The organism is Microbacterium galbinum (genome assembly GCF_023091225.1).
Classification (GTDB): domain Bacteria; phylum Actinomycetota; class Actinomycetes; order Actinomycetales; family Microbacteriaceae; genus Microbacterium; species Microbacterium galbinum.
This window is the reverse complement of record NZ_JAHWXM010000001.1, coordinates 1,559,264-1,576,221: the sequence shown is the minus strand read 5'-3', so window position 1 is coordinate 1,576,221 and position 16,958 is coordinate 1,559,264. Positions and strand designations below refer to the sequence as shown.

Annotated in this window: 18 protein-coding genes and 1 tRNA gene; 11 read left to right on the top strand and 8 right to left on the bottom strand. The window is 67.4% G+C overall.

What is annotated here, in order from left to right:
* Positions 1-55: 55 nt before the first annotated feature.
* Entirely contained in the window at positions 56-886 is an 831-nt protein-coding gene (locus KZC52_RS07620; RefSeq protein WP_247623447.1) for an NAD-dependent epimerase/dehydratase family protein, read from the top strand.
* 3 nt (positions 887-889) lie between these two features.
* On the opposite strand, the gene KZC52_RS07615 is transcribed toward KZC52_RS07620, so the two are convergent.
* A complete protein-coding gene (locus KZC52_RS07615) occupies positions 890-1,339 on the bottom strand; it encodes a MarR family winged helix-turn-helix transcriptional regulator (RefSeq protein WP_247623446.1) in 450 nt (149 codons plus the stop codon).
* A 62-nt stretch (positions 1,340-1,401) separates the two neighbouring features.
* Between KZC52_RS07615 and KZC52_RS07610 the strand changes: the two genes are divergently transcribed.
* Entirely contained in the window at positions 1,402-1,770 is a 369-nt protein-coding gene (locus KZC52_RS07610) for a VOC family protein (protein WP_247623445.1), read from the top strand.
* Between the two features lie 409 nt (positions 1,771-2,179).
* On the opposite strand, the gene KZC52_RS07605 is transcribed toward KZC52_RS07610, so the two are convergent.
* From KZC52_RS07605 to KZC52_RS07595, 3 genes are all read right to left on the bottom strand, one after another.
* Positions 2,180-3,088: a carbohydrate ABC transporter permease gene (locus KZC52_RS07605; RefSeq protein WP_247623444.1), complete on the bottom strand. Its 909-nt coding sequence runs from the start codon at positions 3,086-3,088 to the stop codon at positions 2,180-2,182.
* 10 nt (positions 3,089-3,098) lie between these two features.
* Positions 3,099-3,980 carry a carbohydrate ABC transporter permease gene (locus KZC52_RS07600; protein WP_247623443.1) on the bottom strand — a complete coding sequence of 294 codons (882 nt, stop codon included), beginning with the start codon at positions 3,978-3,980 and terminating at the stop codon, positions 3,099-3,101.
* A gap of 87 nt (positions 3,981-4,067) precedes the next feature.
* The gene (locus KZC52_RS07595) at positions 4,068-5,369 is read right to left on the bottom strand and encodes an ABC transporter substrate-binding protein (protein WP_247623442.1); all 1,302 of its coding nucleotides are present in this window, start codon (positions 5,367-5,369) and stop codon (positions 4,068-4,070) included.
* A gap of 145 nt (positions 5,370-5,514) precedes the next feature.
* Between KZC52_RS07595 and KZC52_RS07590 the strand changes: the two genes are divergently transcribed.
* From KZC52_RS07590 to KZC52_RS07580, 3 genes are all read left to right on the top strand, one after another.
* Positions 5,515-7,812: a beta-glucosidase family protein gene (locus KZC52_RS07590; protein ID WP_247623441.1), complete on the top strand. Its 2,298-nt coding sequence runs from the start codon at positions 5,515-5,517 to the stop codon at positions 7,810-7,812.
* Between the two features lie 80 nt (positions 7,813-7,892).
* Positions 7,893-8,900: a LacI family DNA-binding transcriptional regulator gene (locus KZC52_RS07585; protein WP_247623440.1), complete on the top strand. Its 1,008-nt coding sequence runs from the start codon at positions 7,893-7,895 to the stop codon at positions 8,898-8,900.
* On the top strand, positions 8,897-9,901 hold the full coding sequence (locus KZC52_RS07580; protein ID WP_247623439.1) for a LacI family DNA-binding transcriptional regulator: 1,005 nt from the start codon (positions 8,897-8,899) through the stop codon (positions 9,899-9,901). The genes KZC52_RS07585 and KZC52_RS07580 overlap by 4 nt, the downstream gene beginning before the upstream one ends.
* 22 nt (positions 9,902-9,923) lie before the next feature.
* On the opposite strand, the gene KZC52_RS07575 is transcribed toward KZC52_RS07580, so the two are convergent.
* Together KZC52_RS07575 and KZC52_RS07570 are read right to left on the bottom strand one after the other, a co-directional pair.
* The gene (locus tag KZC52_RS07575) at positions 9,924-11,189 is read right to left on the bottom strand and encodes an MGH1-like glycoside hydrolase domain-containing protein (protein ID WP_247623438.1); all 1,266 of its coding nucleotides are present in this window, start codon (positions 11,187-11,189) and stop codon (positions 9,924-9,926) included.
* A complete protein-coding gene (locus KZC52_RS07570; protein WP_247623437.1) occupies positions 11,186-12,934 on the bottom strand; it encodes a D-apionate lactonase family protein in 1,749 nt (582 codons plus the stop codon). The genes KZC52_RS07575 and KZC52_RS07570 overlap by 4 nt, the downstream gene beginning before the upstream one ends.
* A 190-nt stretch (positions 12,935-13,124) precedes the next feature.
* Here KZC52_RS07570 and KZC52_RS07565 point away from each other — a divergent pair.
* Positions 13,125-13,214 (top strand) — tRNA-Ser (locus KZC52_RS07565).
* A gap of 55 nt (positions 13,215-13,269) precedes the next feature.
* On the opposite strand, the gene KZC52_RS17555 is transcribed toward KZC52_RS07565, so the two are convergent.
* Together KZC52_RS17555 and KZC52_RS07555 are read right to left on the bottom strand one after the other, a co-directional pair.
* On the bottom strand, positions 13,270-14,397 hold the full coding sequence (locus tag KZC52_RS17555) for a tyrosine-type recombinase/integrase (RefSeq protein WP_247623436.1): 1,128 nt from the start codon (positions 14,395-14,397) through the stop codon (positions 13,270-13,272).
* Complete coding sequence (locus KZC52_RS07555; protein WP_247623435.1) at positions 14,390-14,938, bottom strand: helix-turn-helix domain-containing protein; 549 nt, start codon at positions 14,936-14,938, stop codon at positions 14,390-14,392. Before KZC52_RS07555 ends, KZC52_RS17555 begins: the two co-directional genes overlap by 8 nt.
* Before the next feature lie 113 nt (positions 14,939-15,051).
* Here KZC52_RS07555 and KZC52_RS07550 point away from each other — a divergent pair, with 113 nt between their 5' ends.
* The 5 genes from KZC52_RS07550 (at position 15,052) to KZC52_RS07530 (ending at position 16,884) form a co-directional block, all read left to right on the top strand.
* Complete coding sequence (locus KZC52_RS07550) at positions 15,052-15,273, top strand: hypothetical protein (protein WP_247623434.1); 222 nt, start codon at positions 15,052-15,054, stop codon at positions 15,271-15,273.
* Between the two features lie 76 nt (positions 15,274-15,349).
* Positions 15,350-15,631 carry a hypothetical protein gene (locus KZC52_RS07545; protein WP_247623433.1) on the top strand — a complete coding sequence of 94 codons (282 nt, stop codon included), beginning with the start codon at positions 15,350-15,352 and terminating at the stop codon, positions 15,629-15,631.
* Complete coding sequence (locus tag KZC52_RS07540; protein ID WP_247623432.1) at positions 15,621-16,115, top strand: hypothetical protein; 495 nt, start codon at positions 15,621-15,623, stop codon at positions 16,113-16,115. The genes KZC52_RS07545 and KZC52_RS07540 overlap by 11 nt, the downstream gene beginning before the upstream one ends.
* On the top strand, positions 16,115-16,435 hold the full coding sequence (locus KZC52_RS07535; RefSeq protein ID WP_247623431.1) for a hypothetical protein: 321 nt from the start codon (positions 16,115-16,117) through the stop codon (positions 16,433-16,435). The genes KZC52_RS07540 and KZC52_RS07535 overlap by 1 nt, the downstream gene beginning before the upstream one ends.
* Positions 16,432-16,884, top strand: a complete 453-nt coding sequence (locus KZC52_RS07530; protein WP_247623430.1) for an Lsr2 family DNA-binding protein — start codon at positions 16,432-16,434, stop codon at positions 16,882-16,884. Before KZC52_RS07535 ends, KZC52_RS07530 begins: the two co-directional genes overlap by 4 nt.
* The last annotated feature ends 74 nt before the right edge of the window (positions 16,885-16,958 follow it).

The following is a 16,958-nucleotide window of genomic DNA, read 5'->3' as shown; positions in this document are numbered from 1 at the left end:
GGCATGGAGGTCGGCGAGGTCGATCACGTGCCAGACTCGGACGCGGAGGTCCCCCATGGTCATTGCGGTCACAGGAAGCAGCGGCACGCTCGGTCGCGCGACGGTCGAACGACTGCGCGTCGGGGGAGCCGAGGTCATCGGCTTCGACCTCGCCGGCCCCGCCGGGGCGGGCTTCACGCGCGTGGACCTCACCGACTACGGGCAGACGCTCGACGCGCTGCTCGGGGTGACTGCGCGCCATGAGGGCATCGACGCACTCGTGCACCTCGCCGCGATTCCGGTGAACGGGCTCGTGCCCGATGCCGCGACCTTCGAGAACAACGTGCTGGTCTCCTCGCACGTGCTGCTCGCCGCGCATCGCGCCGGCATCCGCACCGTCGTGCTCGCGTCGAGCATCACGGCCATGGGCTTCCCCTTCGAGGTCGCGCCGCCGTCGCTCCCGGTCGACGAGACCTACACGCGCGCGTTCAACACCTACGGCCTCGGCAAGGTCGTCGAAGAGGCGATGGCCGCGCAGCTCGTCGGATGGCATCCGGATGCCTCGATCACCGCGCTGCGCTTCACCAACGTCGTCGCGCCCGAGGCCTACGACACCTTCGCCGCGGCATCCGAGCCCGACTACCGCCGCGACCTGCTGGGGTCGTGGGTCGACGCGCGCGACGGAGCCGAAGCCGTGGCGCTCGCGCTCGAGGCGGCGACCCCCGGGTTCCGCGTCTACAACGTCGCAGCTCCCGAGTCGGGCAATGCGGCGCCCTCGCGCGAGGTCGCGGAACGGTGGTTCCCCGGCGTTCCCGTGGCCGAGGATCTCGCCGAGTTCGGATCGCTCATGTCGACCCGCCGCATCCAGGACGAACTCGGGTTCCGCGCCCGGTACGACTGGCGCTGACGCTCACGTGCCTGTGTCCGCGCGCAGCGACCGCACCATGCCCTGGAGCAGGTGGAACGCGACCTGCTGATCGTCGGCGCTCATGCTCGACAGCATCCGTTTCTCGACCGCGCGCACCGCGGCGGTCGCCTGCGCGAGCAGGTCGCGCCCGGCGAGCGTGAGGTCGGTGGGGAGCGCCTTACCGACCGGGGCTTCGGATGCCCGCACGACGAGCCCCTCGCGTTCGAGCTGCTGCAGCAGCACGTTCATCGACTGCCGGGTGACGAAGGCGCCGCGGGCGAGGTCGGAGTTCGAGAGGCCGGGGCGCTGCGCGAGTAGTTCGAGGCAGGAGTATCGCGTGATGGTCATGTCGAGGGGGCGCAGGGCCTCTTCCATCGCGAATCGCAGGGCGCTCGCAGCCTCCTTCAGCAGATACCCGAGGGAGGTCGGCAGGTGGATGCCGTCTTGACTCATGTCAGTATTCTGACATAGATTGATGCATGTCAGAAAACTGACACGTATCGAAGGAGTATCCCATGCCCGTCACCGGCCCCGACTTCATCTCTCTGCAGACGCGCGACCTCGACGCCTCGCAGGCGTTCTACGAGAAGTACCTCGGCCTCGTGCGCTCGCCCGCCGGGCCTCCGCACGCCGTCGTCTTCACGACCACGCCGATCGCGTTCGCGCTGCGCGACATCGTGCCCGGAACCGATCTCGCCGCAGCGGCGCAGCCCGGCATCGGCGTCGCCCTCTGGCTGCACGCGACGGATGTGCAGAGCATCCACGACGCCCTGGTCGCCGATGGGCGCACGATCGTCGCCGCACCCATTGACGGACCGTTCGGGCGCACCTTCACCTTCGCCGACCCCGACGGCTACCACGTCACCCTCCACGACCGCGCCTGACGCTCTCGGAGGGGACGCTTCGACAGGCTCAGCGACCCACTGTCTGGTCGACCTCAGTGCCCCACTCGCGAGGGGTCAAGACACGCCGCGTTGTGGCATCCGCTCGCTGCGTGTCTTGACCCCTCGCGCGCAAGCCCGGAGCGAACGAAGCTCGGGACTGCACCGTTCGGGAGGAGATCTCACCCAGGGGAGGAGCGTTTCGCGGATTCGCTCCTCCCTTTCGCGAGTTCTCCTCCGTTGGTGCGCGGGCGGGGGCTTCGACGGACTCGGCGACCTCGTCGTAAGCGAGGAGTCGAGACACGTCGCTGGCGCGTGGCCGCGCGCGGCGTGTCGTGACCCCTCACCACCCGGACGGGGACGCGAAAGGGGGCGGATGCCGCAGCATCCGCCCCCTTCGTCGTCGCGGGTCTCAGCCCTTGACCGCGCCGGCCGCGAGGCCCTTCATGATGCGCTGGTTGAGGAAGAGGTACATGATCAGGATGCCGAACACCGTCACGCAGATCGCGGCGAACAGCGGGCCGTAGTTGATCGCGCCGTATTCGCCCGAGAAGTTGAGGAGCCCGACCTGGATCGTGTTGAGGCTCCTCTTGCCGCCGAAGACGAGGGCGATGAGCAGGTCGTTCCAGATGAGGAAGAACTGCACGATCGCGACCGTGAAGATCGCGTTCTTCATCATCGGCAGGCCGATCGCGAAGAACGAACGCAGCATCGAGGCGCCGTCGATCGTCGCGGCTTCGAAGATCTCGCGGGGGATCGCGCGGAAGTACGTCGCCATCATGAACACCGTGAGCGGAAGGCCGCCCGCGACGTAGATGAGGATCATCGGCAGGTACGAGCCGCTGAGGCCCATCTTCGAGAAGGCGTTGAACAGCGGCAGGATGATCATCTGCCCGGGGATCATGATGCCCGCCAGGAACAGCAGCAGCACCGAGGCGCGGCCCTTGAAGACCATGATCTCGAGCGCGTAGCCCGCCGCCGTGCCGAGCAGCACGATGAACACGAGCGACGGCACCGTGACGATCAGCGAGTTCGTGATCGTGGTGGCGAGGTTGCCGGTCTCCCAGGCGACGGCGTAGTTGTCCCATCGCCAGTTCTCGGGGAGCGTGTACGAGGGGTTGTTGAGGAACTCGTTGTTCGACTTCAGCGAGTTGATGAACATCCAGAACAGCGGGTAGGCCGTCACGATGACGAGCACCGCGATGGTCAGCCAGGTCGGGATCTTGCGCAGGATGCCGAGGGCGATCGCTGCGGGACCGCGGCGGTGCGGGACGAACGCCTTCGCGCTGGGAACGGCCGTCGTGTCGAGTGTGGTGGTCATGATGCTGTCCTCAGACGGTGTTGTCGCGACGCGACGAGCGGAAGATGACGAGCGTGATCAGCAGACACATGATCGTGAGCACGAGGGCGACGGTCGAGCCGTAGCCGAAGTCGCTGTACTGGAACGCCGTGCGGTACATGTACATCGTCAGCGGCGTGGTCGCGTTGCCGGGGCCGCCGCCGGTGAGGGCGAAGACCGAGTCGAAGACCTTGATCGTGCCGTTGATGCTGAAGATCATCGAGGCGAAGAGGATCGGCAGCGACATCGGGAGCACGATGTAGCGGAAGAGGCTGAACGACTTCGCGCCGTCGAGACGGGCCGACTCGATGATCTCGTCGGGGATGTCGAGCAGGCCGGAGAAGACGAGGATGCCGTAGAAGCCGGCGGAGCGCCAGACGTCCATGATGACGATGACGACGAACGCGGTCGCGCCGTCGCCGAGCCAGTCGATGTTGCTGAGGCCGACGTTCACGAGCAGCTCGTTGACGAGGCCGTCGCCGGGGGCCGACTGGAAGAGCTTCTGGTACAGGATGCCGATCGCGACGGTCGGGAGCACGACGGGGAAGAACACCAGAGTGCGGACGATGACCGAGGAGCGGCGGAGCACGAAGTGGTAGAGCAGCGCGAGTCCGAAGCCGAGCACGACCTGGAACAGGGTGGTCAGCAGCGCGTAGCGGATCGTGAACCAGAAGGCGTCGGCGACGTACTGGTCGGAGAAGAGCCGCTGGAAGTTCTCGATGCCGTTGAACTCGAAGCCTTCGAGGATGCTGCCGGTGAAGAACGTGAGGCCGAACGACCAGAGCACGGGGACGATGGTGATGAGCGTATAGATGACCAGTGCCGGCAGGAGCAGCAGCAGGATCGTCTTCCGGTCGCCGAGGACGGACTTCATGCGTGGCGGCCTTTCGGGTGTAGAGGGGGTGAGACGAGAGAACCGGCTCCGCGCACTCCGGGTACGAGTGCGCGGAGCCGGTGCGGATCAACCGGCGTCGAGAGCGTCCTGGACGAGGGTCATGAACTCCTCGGCCGTGAGCTGGCCCGTGACGAGCAGCGCGGCGTTGGTCGACGAGATGTTGCTCGCCTTCGCGTTGAAGAGCGCCTCGAACCACAGCACGCTGTCGGTGCTGGTGGAGATCTCGTCGGCGATCGTCTGCGAGATCGCGGGCAGCTCGACGTCGGCGTCGTCGGCGATGAAGCCGGTGATCTGGCCCTGCTCGAGCGCCTCGTTGCCGTAGTTCTCGGCGATGCAGCCGAGCCAGGCGCCGGTGCCCTCGTTGTAGGCGGCGTTGCTCATCGTGGCCGGCAGGCCGACGTTCGACGGGTAGGCGTCGGGCGTGCCCTTGCCACCCTCGACGGCCGGGAAGTTGAAGAACCCGACGTTGTCGGCGCCGATCTGGTTGCCGTCTCCGTTGATGTTGCCGAGGATCCAGCTGCCCATGTAGATCATGGCGGCCTTGCCCGTGAGGAACTCGTTGTAGGAGCTGTCGATGTCGAGCGAGGTGACGTTCGCGTCGAAGTAGCCTTCGGCGCCGAGGTCGGCGATCGCCTGCGCGGCGGCCACGTACTCGGGGTCGGTCAGCTTGGCGTCGCCGGACGCGACCTTCTCGAGCGCGTCGTCACCGACCGAGCGGAAGAGGTAGCTCGAGATGAGGCGGGTGATGGGCCAGCCCTGCTCGCCGGATGCCGTGAACGGCGTGTAGCCCGCGGCCTTGGCCTCGGCGGCGATGGTGGTGAGGTCGTCCCAGCTCTCGGGGACGTCCCAGCCCTGCTCCTCGAAGATCTGCTTGTTGTACCAGATGCCCTCGATGTTGTACTGGAACGGCAGGAAGTTGAACTCGCCGCCGTAGAGCTTCTTGATGGTCGACACGGCGCCTTCGGCGATCTTGTCGCGCACGCCGAGCTCGGTCAGCTTCTCGTCGAAGTCGACGAGGTAGCCGCCCTTGGCGAGCTTCGCGCCCTCGGAGGGGTTGCCGCCGGCGGAGAAGATCGGGGGCAGTTCGTCCTGCGTGGCGAGCAGCTGCACCTGGGCGTCGAGGTCGGCCTGCGGTGCCGAGTTGAACTCGAGGGGCATAGCCTCTTCTTCGGCGGCGCACTGGTCGCCGGCGAGGGCTTCTAGCACCGGCTGCGTGGTGGTGTTCTCGGAGTTCTTCAGGAACTCGAAGGTGGTCGCACCCGATCCGCTGTCACCGGCGCAGCCGGAGAGGATGAGAACCCCGGCGCTGGCCAGAGCGGCAACGCTGAGGAGCGGCTTGCGAAGGCGCCGCCGTTCTGCTGTGAACACATTTCCTCCTTGAAAGTGATATCTCGTTATTGAGACGTTTCAAAACTGATGTTAGGGGGAGATCTGTGGCCTGTCAAACGAAAACTGTTCTGAGGCGCGGTGAGGAAGTTCGGCGGCCGTCGGGCGGATGCGCAAGGATGAATCCATGAGCATTGAAACGTCACAATCAGCCGCGGTCGACGACGAGGTGGTCGTCGACGACGCGGTCGATCGACTCATCGCCGAGATGACGCTCGCGCAGAAGACGGCCCAGCTGGTGGGGCTGTGGGCCGGCGCCCGCCGCGACGACAACGCCGCCCCGATGCAGGATCAGCTGATCGCCGACGGCATGCACGTCGAGGAGTTCGCCGCGCACGGCCTCGGCCAGCTCACGCGTCACTGGGGAACCACGCCGATCACGGTCGAGGCGGGCACCGCCGAGCTGCGCCGCCGCCAGAGTGCTCTCACCGAGCGCACCGGCATCCGCGCTCTCGTGCACGAGGAGTGCCTCACCGGCGTCCTCGCCTGGGGAGCGACGACCTACCCGACCCCGCTGGCCTGGGGCGCCGCGTTCGACCCGGCGCTCACCGAACGTCTCAGCCGGCGGATCGGCGAGGACCTGCGCGCGCTCGGCGTGCATCAGGGGCTCGGCCCCGTGCTCGACGTCGTGCGCGACGCCCGTTGGGGACGCGTCGAGGAGTGCATCGCCGAAGACCCGTTCACGGTCGGCGTCGTGGGCAGTGCCTACGTGCGCGGCCTCGAATCGGCGGGGGTGGTCGCCACGCTCAAGCACTTCGCCGGGTACTCGGGGTCGCGGGCGGGCCGCAATCACGCGCCGGTCTCGGTCGGTTTGCGCGAACTCGCCGATGTCCACCTGCCGCCGTTCGAGCGGGCGATCCGCGCGGGGGCCCGCTCGGTCATGAACGCCTACAACGACGTCGACGGGGTTCCGGCCGCGGCATCCGCCGACCTGCTCACCGGCATCCTGCGCGACCGCTGGGGCTTCGACGGCACCGTGGTCGCCGACTACTTCGCCGTGCGGTTCCTCGAGACGATGCACGGGGTCGCCGCCGATGGCGAAGACGCGGCGGTGCTCGCGCTCTCGGCCGGCATCGACGTCGAACTCCCCACCGGCTCCGACTACCTCGCGCCGCTCGTCGCCGCGGTCGAGAGCGGGCGGATCGACGAGTCGCTCGTCGACCGCGCTCTGCGCCGCGTGCTGCGGCAGAAGCGCGATCTGGGGTTGCTGGAGCCGGCCGCACCCGAGGGCGATGCGACCGTCGACCTCGACTCCGCGGCCAATCGCGCGCTCGCGCGCGAGATGGCGGATGCCTCGATCGTGCTGCTCCAGAACGACGGTGTTCTGCCGCTCGATGCAGGGCGCACCCCACGGCTCGCCGTCGTCGGTCCGAACGCCGACCGCTTCGGGGCGGTGTTCGGGTGCTACTCCTTCGTGAAGCACGTGCTGCCCCGGCATCCCGAGGTCGATACGCTGATCGCCGCGCCCACGGTCGCCGAGGCGCTGCGCGGGCGCTGGCCGGGTGAGGTCGATGTCGTCGAGGGCTGCGCCGTCATGGACGACGACGTCTCCGGGATCGACGCGGCGGTCGCGGTCGCGCTCGCCGCGGACGTGGTCGTGGCGGTGATGGGCGACGACTCCGGGATGTTCGGACGCGGCACGTCGGGCGAGGGCTGCGACCGCGAGGACCTGAGTCTGCCCGGGGTGCAGGAGCAGCTGCTCCACGCGCTCGTCGAGACCGGTCGTCCGGTCGTGCTCGTGCTGCTGACCGGTCGCCCCTACGCGCTCGGCGCCGCCGCCGACCGCTGCGCGGCCGTCGTGCAGGCGTTCTTCCCCGGGCAGGAGGGCGGGCCGGCCATCGCGGATGCTCTCCTCGGGGTCACCTCGCCCTCGGGCCGTCTCCCCGTGCAGATGCCCCGGCCGGGCACCCCGCAGCCGGGCAGCTACCTCGCCCCGAAGCTCGGATCGCTCACCGGCGTCAGCTCGGCCGACCCGACGCCGCGGCATCCGTTCGGCCACGGCCTCGGGTACACGACCTTCGTGCGAGACGGACTGAGCGTCGCAGAGACCCGGGTCGCCGTCGACGGCGTCGTCGAGGCCGAGGTCACGGTGCGCAACGCGGGCGACCGCGAGGGAGCCGACGTGCTGCAGGTCTACGCGAGCGACCCGGCGGCGCAGGTCGTGCGTCCTCTCCGCCAGCTCGTCGCGTTCCACAAGGTGCGGTTGGCCCCGGGGGAGGCGCAGACGTGGCGGGTGCGAATCCCCGCTGCCGCCTTCGCCTTCACCGGTGTCGCGGGGCATCGCATCGTCGAACCCGGTCGCATCGTGCTACGGGTGGCCGCGGATGCCGCGGACGAGGGGCAGGCCATCGAGATCGACCTGATCGGAGACGTGCAGCGCGTCGACGCGATCGCCGACGAACCGGTCTGGGAACGCCGTGGCTGAGCGTGCGTGTGCCGCTCCGGGTGCGTCGCAGAGGAGCCGGTAAAGTGACTGATCGATCACCGAGCCGAAGGAGGCCGCGCATGGCCCGAGTCGGAATCCGTGACGTGGCGGTGCTCGCGGGTGTGGCCGTGGGTACCGTGTCGAACTACCTCAACCACCCCGACCGCGTCTCGGCCGACAAGGCCGAGCGCATCCGCGCCGCGATCGACTCGCTCGGGTTCGTGCCCAGCAACGCCGGTCGGCAGTTGCGCCTCGGGGTGAGCAGTGCGATCGGCTACATCGCGCCCGACGTGAGCAACCCGTACTTCGCCGAGATCGCCGAGAGCGTCGAGCTGCGCGCCAGCGAGCTCGGCTTCACCGTGTTCCTCGCCAACTCTCACCGAAGCCGCGACCGCGAGAACGACTACATCCAGCTCTTCGAGCAGTACCGCGTGCAGGGATTGCTCATGTCGTCGCACCTGCCCGTTGAAGACCGCCTCGCGCAGGTGCGCCGTCGCGGCACGCCCTCGGTGCTGGTCGGCCAGCGCGGGCAGTCCGACGAGCAGCCCTCCGTCTCGCTCGACGAGGTCTCGGGCGGGCGCCAGGCGATGCAGCACCTGATCGAGGTCGGATGCCGTCGCCTGCTGTTCGTCGGTGGCCCGCTCGACATCCCGCAGGTCTCGGGGCGTCTGGCCGGTGCGGGAGAGGTCGTGCGCGAGTTCGGGGCGGCGACGCTCGAGGTGATGGACGAGCCCGATCGCACGGTGCGCGGCGGCAAGCGGATCGGAGCGGCGCTGCTCTCGCGCCCGTCGGACATGATGCCCGATGGCATCTTCGCCGCGAACGACCTCCTCGCGCTCGGCATCATGAACGCGCTCGTCGCCGGCGGGGTCGAGGTTCCGCGGCAGACCGCGATCGTCGGCTACGACGACATCGAGTTCGCGGAGGCCTCGCTCATCCCGCTCACGAGCGTCATGGGCCGCCACGACGGCTTCGGCATCGCCGTGGTCGACCTGCTCTTCGATGCGATCGGCGGCAACGCGATCGCCGCGCCGCATCGGATGTTCGAACCCCAGCTCGTGGTGCGCGCGAGCACCGGGAGGGCATGACCGTGGCCGCGAGCATCCGCGACGTCGCCGACCGCGCCGGGGTGTCGGTGGGCACCGTCTCGAACGTGCTCAACCACGTCGACCGCGTCAAAGAGGACTCCGTCCGGCGCGTGCACGAGGCGATCGCCGAGCTCGGGTACGTGCGCAACGACGCCGCCCGTCAACTGCGCGCGGGGCACAGTCTGATGGTCGGCCTGGTGGTGCTCGACGTGCGCAACCCGTTCTTCACCGAGCTCGCCCGCGGCGCCGAGCGCGAAGCCGCCCGACACGGACTCTCGGTCGTGCTCGCCAACAGTGACGAGGACGTCGCGCAGGAGGCCCGGCACATCGACCTCTTCGAGCAGCAGCGCGTGCGCGGCATCCTGCTCTCGCCCTATCAGGAGGCGGGACCGCGCCTGCGCCGGATGCGCGACCGGGGCATCCCCGCCGTGCTCGTCGACCGGCGCGGCGCCGACGACTCGTTCAGCAGCGTCTCGGTCGACGACGAGACCGGCGGGTACCTCGCGGCTCGCCACCTGCTCGACACCGGTCGTCGTCGCATCCTCTTCGCCGGCGGCCCCCTCGACATGCGTCAGGTGGAAGACCGCCTCGGCGGTGCACGCCGCGCGATCGCGGGGGTGCCCGGCGCCGTGCTCGACACGCTTCCCTCGGTGGCGTCGACGGTCGACGCCGGTCGTCTCGCGGGCGATCAGGTCGCCGCACTCGCGGCGTCGGAACGCCCCGACGCGATCTTCTGCGCCAACGACCTCGTGGCGCTCGGGGTGCTGCAGGGACTGCTGACGAACGGCATCCGCGTGCCCCAGGACGTCGCTCTGATCGGCTTCGACGACATCGACTTCGCGGCGGCTGCGGCCGTGCCCCTCTCGTCGGTGCGGCAACCGAGCAACCTCATGGGCGAGACGGCGATGCGCCTGCTGCTCGAGAGCGCCGACGACCCGGGCCGTGCGCCCGAGCACATCGTGTTCCAGCCCGAACTCGTCGCGCGCGCCTCGACGGCCTGAGCCCTGGCCCGCCCGCGCGGCCTCAGAACTCCGCGACGACCGGGCGTCCGTCGAGGTACGCGATGAGGTTGAGCACGAGGAAGTTCCAGTTCTGGAAGTTGCGCGTCATGATCGCCTCCCCGGTGTCGGGGTTGTAGAACTCGTGCAGGCATCCTGTCGTGGCGAGGTCTCGACCGAACAGCTCGACGGTCTGCTCCGCGAGCTCGCGGGCGTCGTCGGCGAAGCCGTACTTCTCGAGGCCTCGGAAGATGAGGTAGTTGCTGATGCCCCACACCGGTCCGAGCCAGTTGGAGGGGTTGTTCGAAGCACGCAGGTTGTAAGGCTTCTCGAGGCGCGACAGGGTGCGCACCCCGAAGTTCGCCCGGAACGTGCGAGTGTCCTGCAGGCGCTCGCGCATCCGCTCGGCCTGCTCCTGCGACGCGAACCCCGCCCACAGCGGCAGGAAGCTCGACCAGTTGTCGACCCGCAGCAGCAGCGCCGACCACGATCGCGGAGCGCCGCTGTGCAGCCAGTCGTCGCCGTCGATCTCGCGGAAGGCCAGGTCGGCGCTGTAGTAGGTGCCGTCGCGCTCGTCCCACAGGTGCGTGTTGATCGCATCGGCGAGGTCCTGCGCGCGTCCGCGCCAGCGGTTCGCCTCGGGCAGCCGGTCGAGGTCTTCGAGCAGCGACCCGAAGGCGAGCAGTTCGCGGTAGAGCAGCGAGTTCAGGTAGATCGAGGCCGTGCTGCGGTCGGGGCGGTAGTAGACCGAGGGATCGTTGTCGACGCCGATCGCGAAATCGGTCTGCCAATACGCCAGGCCCGTCTCGGCGTGGATGTGGCTCTCGAGGTAGCGCTCGAGGAACGACTGGATCACCGGGATACCGTCACTGATCCACTCGGCGCTGCCCCGGCGACGGCTGAGCAGTGCGGCCTGCTGGGCGATGATCGGCTTGTGCATGTTCTGCGAGAACCCGGCGGCGCGCGAGGGGTCGCCGTGCAGCAGCGGACCCTCGGGCTTGAGCAGCAGCGGCATCACGCCGTCGGCGTCGGTGTGGTCGAGGAAGTTGCGGATCGTGCCCTCCTCGTAGGGGCCGAAGCGTCCCGCCTCGCCGGTCTCGAGCTCGACCTGGCCGAGCACGACGCTGATGAACCAGGAGTCCCAGTCCCACAGCGCGTTCGAGTAGTAGGGGGAGTCGGGCGAGCTGGGCACCGTGTACGGGTGGGCGAGCACGCCGGAGGGCTCGCGGGTCATCTGCGTCGCGTGCTCGGTGACGTAGGTGCGGAGGTCGGACTTCCAGGTGTCGATCATGCGTGCGGGTCCTCGGTTCGGGGGAGGGAGATGCGGCTGAAGGCGGAAGGGGCGAGCGCGACGGCTGCTTCGCCGCGGTCGGTCGAGATGTGCAGGGAGCGCGGCTCGTCGGCGATGTTGGCCACGAGGATGTCGTCGCCGGCGTCGGTGCGGGCGCCGATCGCCCACAGGAGCCCGTCGGGGCTGGGTCCGGTGAGCAGCGTCGCGCCGTCGCGCGCCGCGAGGGCGGCGAGCGCGTGCAGGGCGGACGCGACGGGCAAGTCCTCTCCGTCGGACGAGCGGATGCCGCGCGGCCCCCACTCCTCGAACCACACGAGCGAGGTGACCCCGGGCACGGCCAGGGCCGCGGCGCTCGCGATCGTCCAGGCGGCGAGTTCGGGCGCCTGCTGGCGGTCGTCGTCGGTTCCGGTGAACTGCGGGCCGTAGCCGTCGCGCAGGTCGTCATGCGGCGACAGCGGTTGGGCGGAGGCGGCCACGTCGTTGAAGCGGGGGCGGAGCGAAACCGGGCCGATGTGCACGGGGCGCCCGGCCGCGCGCACGACGGTCTCTTCGGCGACGAGGCGCTGCATCGAGACGGACTCGACGATCTGCTCGGTGTCGGCCGAGTGGAACAGCGGGGTGACCGTGACCGCGATCCCGTCGAGGTCGTCGGGCAGCCGGTGCAGCTCGCGGTTGAGTTCGGTGAAGTGCGAGCGGCTGCCGCCGATCACCGCGGGCGTGCGGCCGTGCGCGGCGAGGGCGGCGCGCAGCAGATCGATCGCCTCGCCGTCTGAGACGTGCCGGGCATCGCTGACCTGGTGGAAGGCCGTGGCGCGCACGAGGTCGATGCCCGCGAGGGCGGCGACGGCATCCGATATCTTCTCGGGCGCCGCCGGGTCGATCACGAAGCGCACGTCGAGGGGGAGACCGGAGGTGGAGGCCCGGGCGATGGCCGCCCGCCAGTCGCGACTCGCGAGGTCGAGCTCGACGAGCAGGGTCGTGCCGACGGGGTCGACGACCGGAGCGGGATCGGGGGCGGATGCCGCGGCGACCCCGACCGACGGGAAGGGGCCGGCAGGGGTGAGGCGGATCGTGTCGGAAACGGCGCGGATCTCGGCATCCGCCGTTTCCTCAACCTGGATCCGGAGGGCCTGCACGACGTGCTCGCCCTCGATGACGCGGTAGGGGAAGGGGAGCGAGAGTGGCCGGTTGTAGGTCTTGAACGAGGCATCCGTCCAGTTGCGCTGGTCTTCCATCTCGAACACGTCGCCGACGAACGCCAGGTCGATCGCGGCGCCGTCGTGCGTCCAGCCGAGGGACGTGATATCGACGACCGGCTGGTGCGCGCTGATGCGCTCGGGGAACGCGGTCTGCTCGGTCGTGCCGTCGGAGTGGCCGACCTGCAGGGCGGCTCCCGCGACCTGAGGTGGGTGCAGAACGACGAGTCCGGTGCGGTTGGTGTCGACGTCGCGCGTCGCCCGCAGGTCGAGGGTGATGGCGAGTTCGGCGGCGTCGGCCGTGGCGCGGAGCACGCCCCCGAACGCAGGCTCGGTCGTGCGCACGGCGATCTCGAGGCGCGAGTCGTCGCCGGTGATCTCGCCGACGGTCAGGGGCAGGGTGTTCCAGTCGCCGTCGCGCACCACGGCGCGGATGCTGCGGAGCACCCGATGCCCTCGCCACTGCAGGTCGGCGAGCTCATCGTCGCGGCGCTCGATCGTCCAGTCCCCGAGGGTGCGCTCGTCGCGTTCGGGGCGGTTCCACGTCATGATGCGTCCTTGCACGAGGTGGGCCATCGCCCGGATTGGTACGTTTCAATCCTGCCGTACGTGCCGGGTGTCGGGCAAGGCGAGCGGGGGAATCCGGCGGGGATCGGACCGGGTTCGGTCCCGGTTCGTAGGATGCCGCGGAATCCGTTACGATGGCTAGGTGCATCCGAGCTTTCGGGCGAGGATGCCTGGAGACGTCGCATAGTCCGGCCTAGTGCACCACCCTGCTAAGGTGGAGACCTCTTTAAGGGGTCCAGGGGTTCAAATCCCCTCGTCTCCGCACTCAAGAAAGGCCCGATCCCCTTGGAAACACTGGGATTCGGGCCTTTCCTTTTTCAATCTGCCACGCTTTTGCCATCAACCACGGCGTTGGCAAGCGCATCGATGCGATCCAAAAGCGTGTCGATGTCGTCGTCGAACAGATCCGCATAGATGTCGAGCGTCATGGCTGCGGACTCGTGACCGAGCATCCGCTGGATGGCTTTCACGTTCCCGCCAGCACTCACAGCAATAGAGGCTGCGGTGTGTCTCAGTGCATGTAGAACCATCGGCTCGACGCCCGCTGCTCGCAACGCCGACTTCCACCAGGACTTCGATCCCTCCGAAGCGCGAACGCGTCGCATATAGCTACCGTGCGGGCCGGGGAACACTAGGTCGTCATCGCCATTGACCACGGATGCCAGAGCATCAGCCACGATCCGCGGAATCGGAACCTGTCTCGCGCCGGCGCGCGTCTTCGGGGTTCCCTCGTGAATCGTGCCGAGCGTCTCTACTGCGTTCCGACGCACCAAGAGTCGACGGCGTGCTAGGTCGACGTCCTGGCCTCTTAGTGCGATCGCTTCGCCCCACCGCAGTCCGCAGTACCCGAGCATGAGCACAAGCGCTCTGTGCTTCCCTGAGGCGTCTGCTACGGCGTGTAGTTGCTGTGGTGCAAGGTAGCGGTGCTCACGTCGGGACACCTTGCGCGGCAGATTATCTATGTCAGCTGCCGGGTTGCGGGGGATCCGCCCGTCACGAACCGCTTGCTTCAGAATTCCGTTCAGGACGCCGTAAGCCCTGATCGTCATCGTCGGGGACTTCTCGATCGCACCGACCCACTCGGCCACTTCACTGTTGACGATGCGACGAAGCTCGACGTCGGCCCATCGCGGTGCGACATAGTTCCGCCAGGATGCTTCCAGCGGCGCAAACGACGAAGGCTTGAGCTTCGTCTTCTTGAGCGCCAGCCACGCTGGCGCCAGCGCGCCCACCGTGACCCGAGCTTTCCGCGGGTCAGTCCACTCGCCAGTGTTCAGCTTTGCTTTCTCTGCGGTCAGCCACGCCTCAGCGGCGTCCCTGTCAGCAAACCCGCGTTTCTCGATGATCTTGTGGGACGGCGAACGGTAGCGCGCTCGCCAGAGAAGGCCCGTAGGCGACTTGACCGCGGCATACGAGTAAACGTTTTGAACAACTCTCTTAGCCACCGGTGGACTGCCACGCCGCTCGGATGATCGCCTTGAATGGTTCGTCCATCTCGGACTCCTCGAGCTGTCGCAGTGCGAAAGACTTCGCTTCCGCGGCAATCTCCACTGCGTCGAAGCGAAGCGCATTGCGCAGCTTTTCAACCTGACGTTCGGGAAGATCCTCGATGTCATCGATGGCGCTGAGGAACTCTCCGAGCGTCAGCTGTGCTTTCATGAGCCGCTGGGCAGTGAAGAAAAGGTCGTCAGACGCGGCCACCACTGGGCGCAGAACCAGGGTGACCTCAAGGGAGTTCTTGCCGTAAACCAGCGTATTCAGATCGTCGATCTGCAGAGCCCGCGCAAACCCGGCTGCCTCACCGATCGTGGCCCTGCGGTTGCCTGACTCGATCTTGTAGATCGTCTGCTGTTGAAAGTCGAAACCGAGTCCCTGCATCGTCTCGGCGAGAGCGGCCTGTGACAATCCAAGCTTCTCTCGCGCCTCCCGGAGGGTTGCCCCGAAGGTCTGATCAACGTTTCGCGTCACCTTGGCTGGATGTGGCATGGATCCAAGGTAACGCTTATTGGGCGTGACGAAGTGGTTGCGGTCAAATCGAAATGGTGTGTACACTGAAGTAGCGTTAAAAATCCGGGCTGGACAAACTAAAGGAGTGTCACATGACGCGTAGTGGATTCGGGGATCTCCTCGCACCAGAAGAGGTGTGCGAGCTGATCCCCGGAATGACCAGGGCGAAGCTCGCGCAGATGCGGTTCAGTGGCAGCGGGCCGTCGTACTTCAAGCCGACCGCCAAGACCGTTGTCTACGACCGTGATGTCGTACTCGATTGGCTACGGTCAACGGAGCGTGTCGGCACCAGCCAGTTCGCGGAGGCTGGTTGATCTCAAGATGTACTCGGCATCTACTCCGCGGGCGAAGTTGGACCCGCACGAAGTCGATCGGCTCATCGTCTACGCAATGGGCGAGCTAGAGCGCCAAGGCATGTCATTCGTCAACGGTGGCGAATTGATTTGTGTCGGCACCTCCCGCAACCAGATGGTTCGTCTGGCGAGGGACGCGTTGAGAGTCTTCGGGCCACAGAAAGCCCGTCGGACGATCGACGAACACATTGCGAACTTGATCGAAGTCGAACGCGAGTCATACCGCGCAGGCTTCACCCGAAGCAAGAAAAAAACCGCCGTCCTGCTGGAACAGGGCGACGGTCAAGCCAATTCGAAGGGATCCGAAAATGACTGGTAACACCACACTAGTCCACGCCACCGACGCTCGCACCTTGTTGGGTGAGGGGGTGGGGACTACTCAGGCAACCCCGCCCCCCAAGCGCCTGGAAAGCACGGACTGGGACGAGTACGCGGCGTCGTTCCTGCAAGCCCACCCAGAGATCTCTGCCGCGGTGCCGTCCTGGACGGAAGAGATCGACTTCTCCGAGATCAACGACGAGGTGGAGGGAACCATCTTCTCGTTCTCCGTCGACGTCGGCGCCGTCGAGTTGTATGGCGGCGGCAAGTGGCTGGAGACCGGACAAGTAGATCTCTACAACGGTGGCACGCCGAACGTCTACCTCCCCGGCGAGAACGAGTTCACGGACTGCGCCGCTGCGGCTCAGTGGATGCTCGACGTCGCACAGAACCTCATTGCCGCGGCCGGGTTGTTGCGCGCGGAACCGCGATTGTTGCGGAGGCCCGTCGGTGTGGATGCCGAGCTGCAGAGGCTGGACATCTGATGTGCCGGCTGAGCTGGTGCGAGACGCCCGCCGACATCCACGCCGAGGATGTGAGCCATCACACCCGCGAACTCGGCTTCGGGATGATGCTCACCGTCGACCTGAACGGCAAGCCGATGACCAATTGGATGCCCGACTGGTCGGAGTGGTTGAACGACCGCCCCGAGGACTTCGTTGCCGAGTACAACGACGTGGCTGTCATGCTCACCAGTCTTCCCGAGCAGTTCAAGGAGTTTCGGGATGCTCTCTTGAGCGATCCGAAGTTCGCGGAAGAGGTCGCCGCGGCGAAGGCCAAGGATGCCTCGGAGCGCACGAAATGAATGCGCTCGAGGTGAAGCCCGACCCTGGGGCGGTGCGAGCTTGGGCACGTAAGAACGGCATCCCCGTCAGCAAGACCGGGAAACTGCCTCTCCACGTCCGCGAATGCTATCTCGAAGCAAATCCCGGCTACGACGTCGACCGCGGAACGGAACTCCGGGTGCGTAACGAACGCCCCGATCTTTTCGCTCTCGCCGACGACATGGTGGAGGCCGAGCTGATCCGGACGGGACAGCTCACCTTGGAACCAGCACAGGAGCCGCAACGAGGAACCACCGACGCAGGTGTGACGAATGACACACCGGTGAGGTCACTGGCTGAGTGGTTGACGATCCGCGATGAACTCGCCGACACGATCGCCGCGCACGCACCACAGGGCGTTTCCGTTTCCTTCCGAGAAGTCGCGGAAGCCCTACTCGTGCAGGGGTGGATGAAGAACGCCGCGGCGTAACCCGACCGCCCAGACCCGCCTCCCCTCATCACCGGCCTGATGAGGGGAGGCGCTCCATTTCAACTGAAGACCGA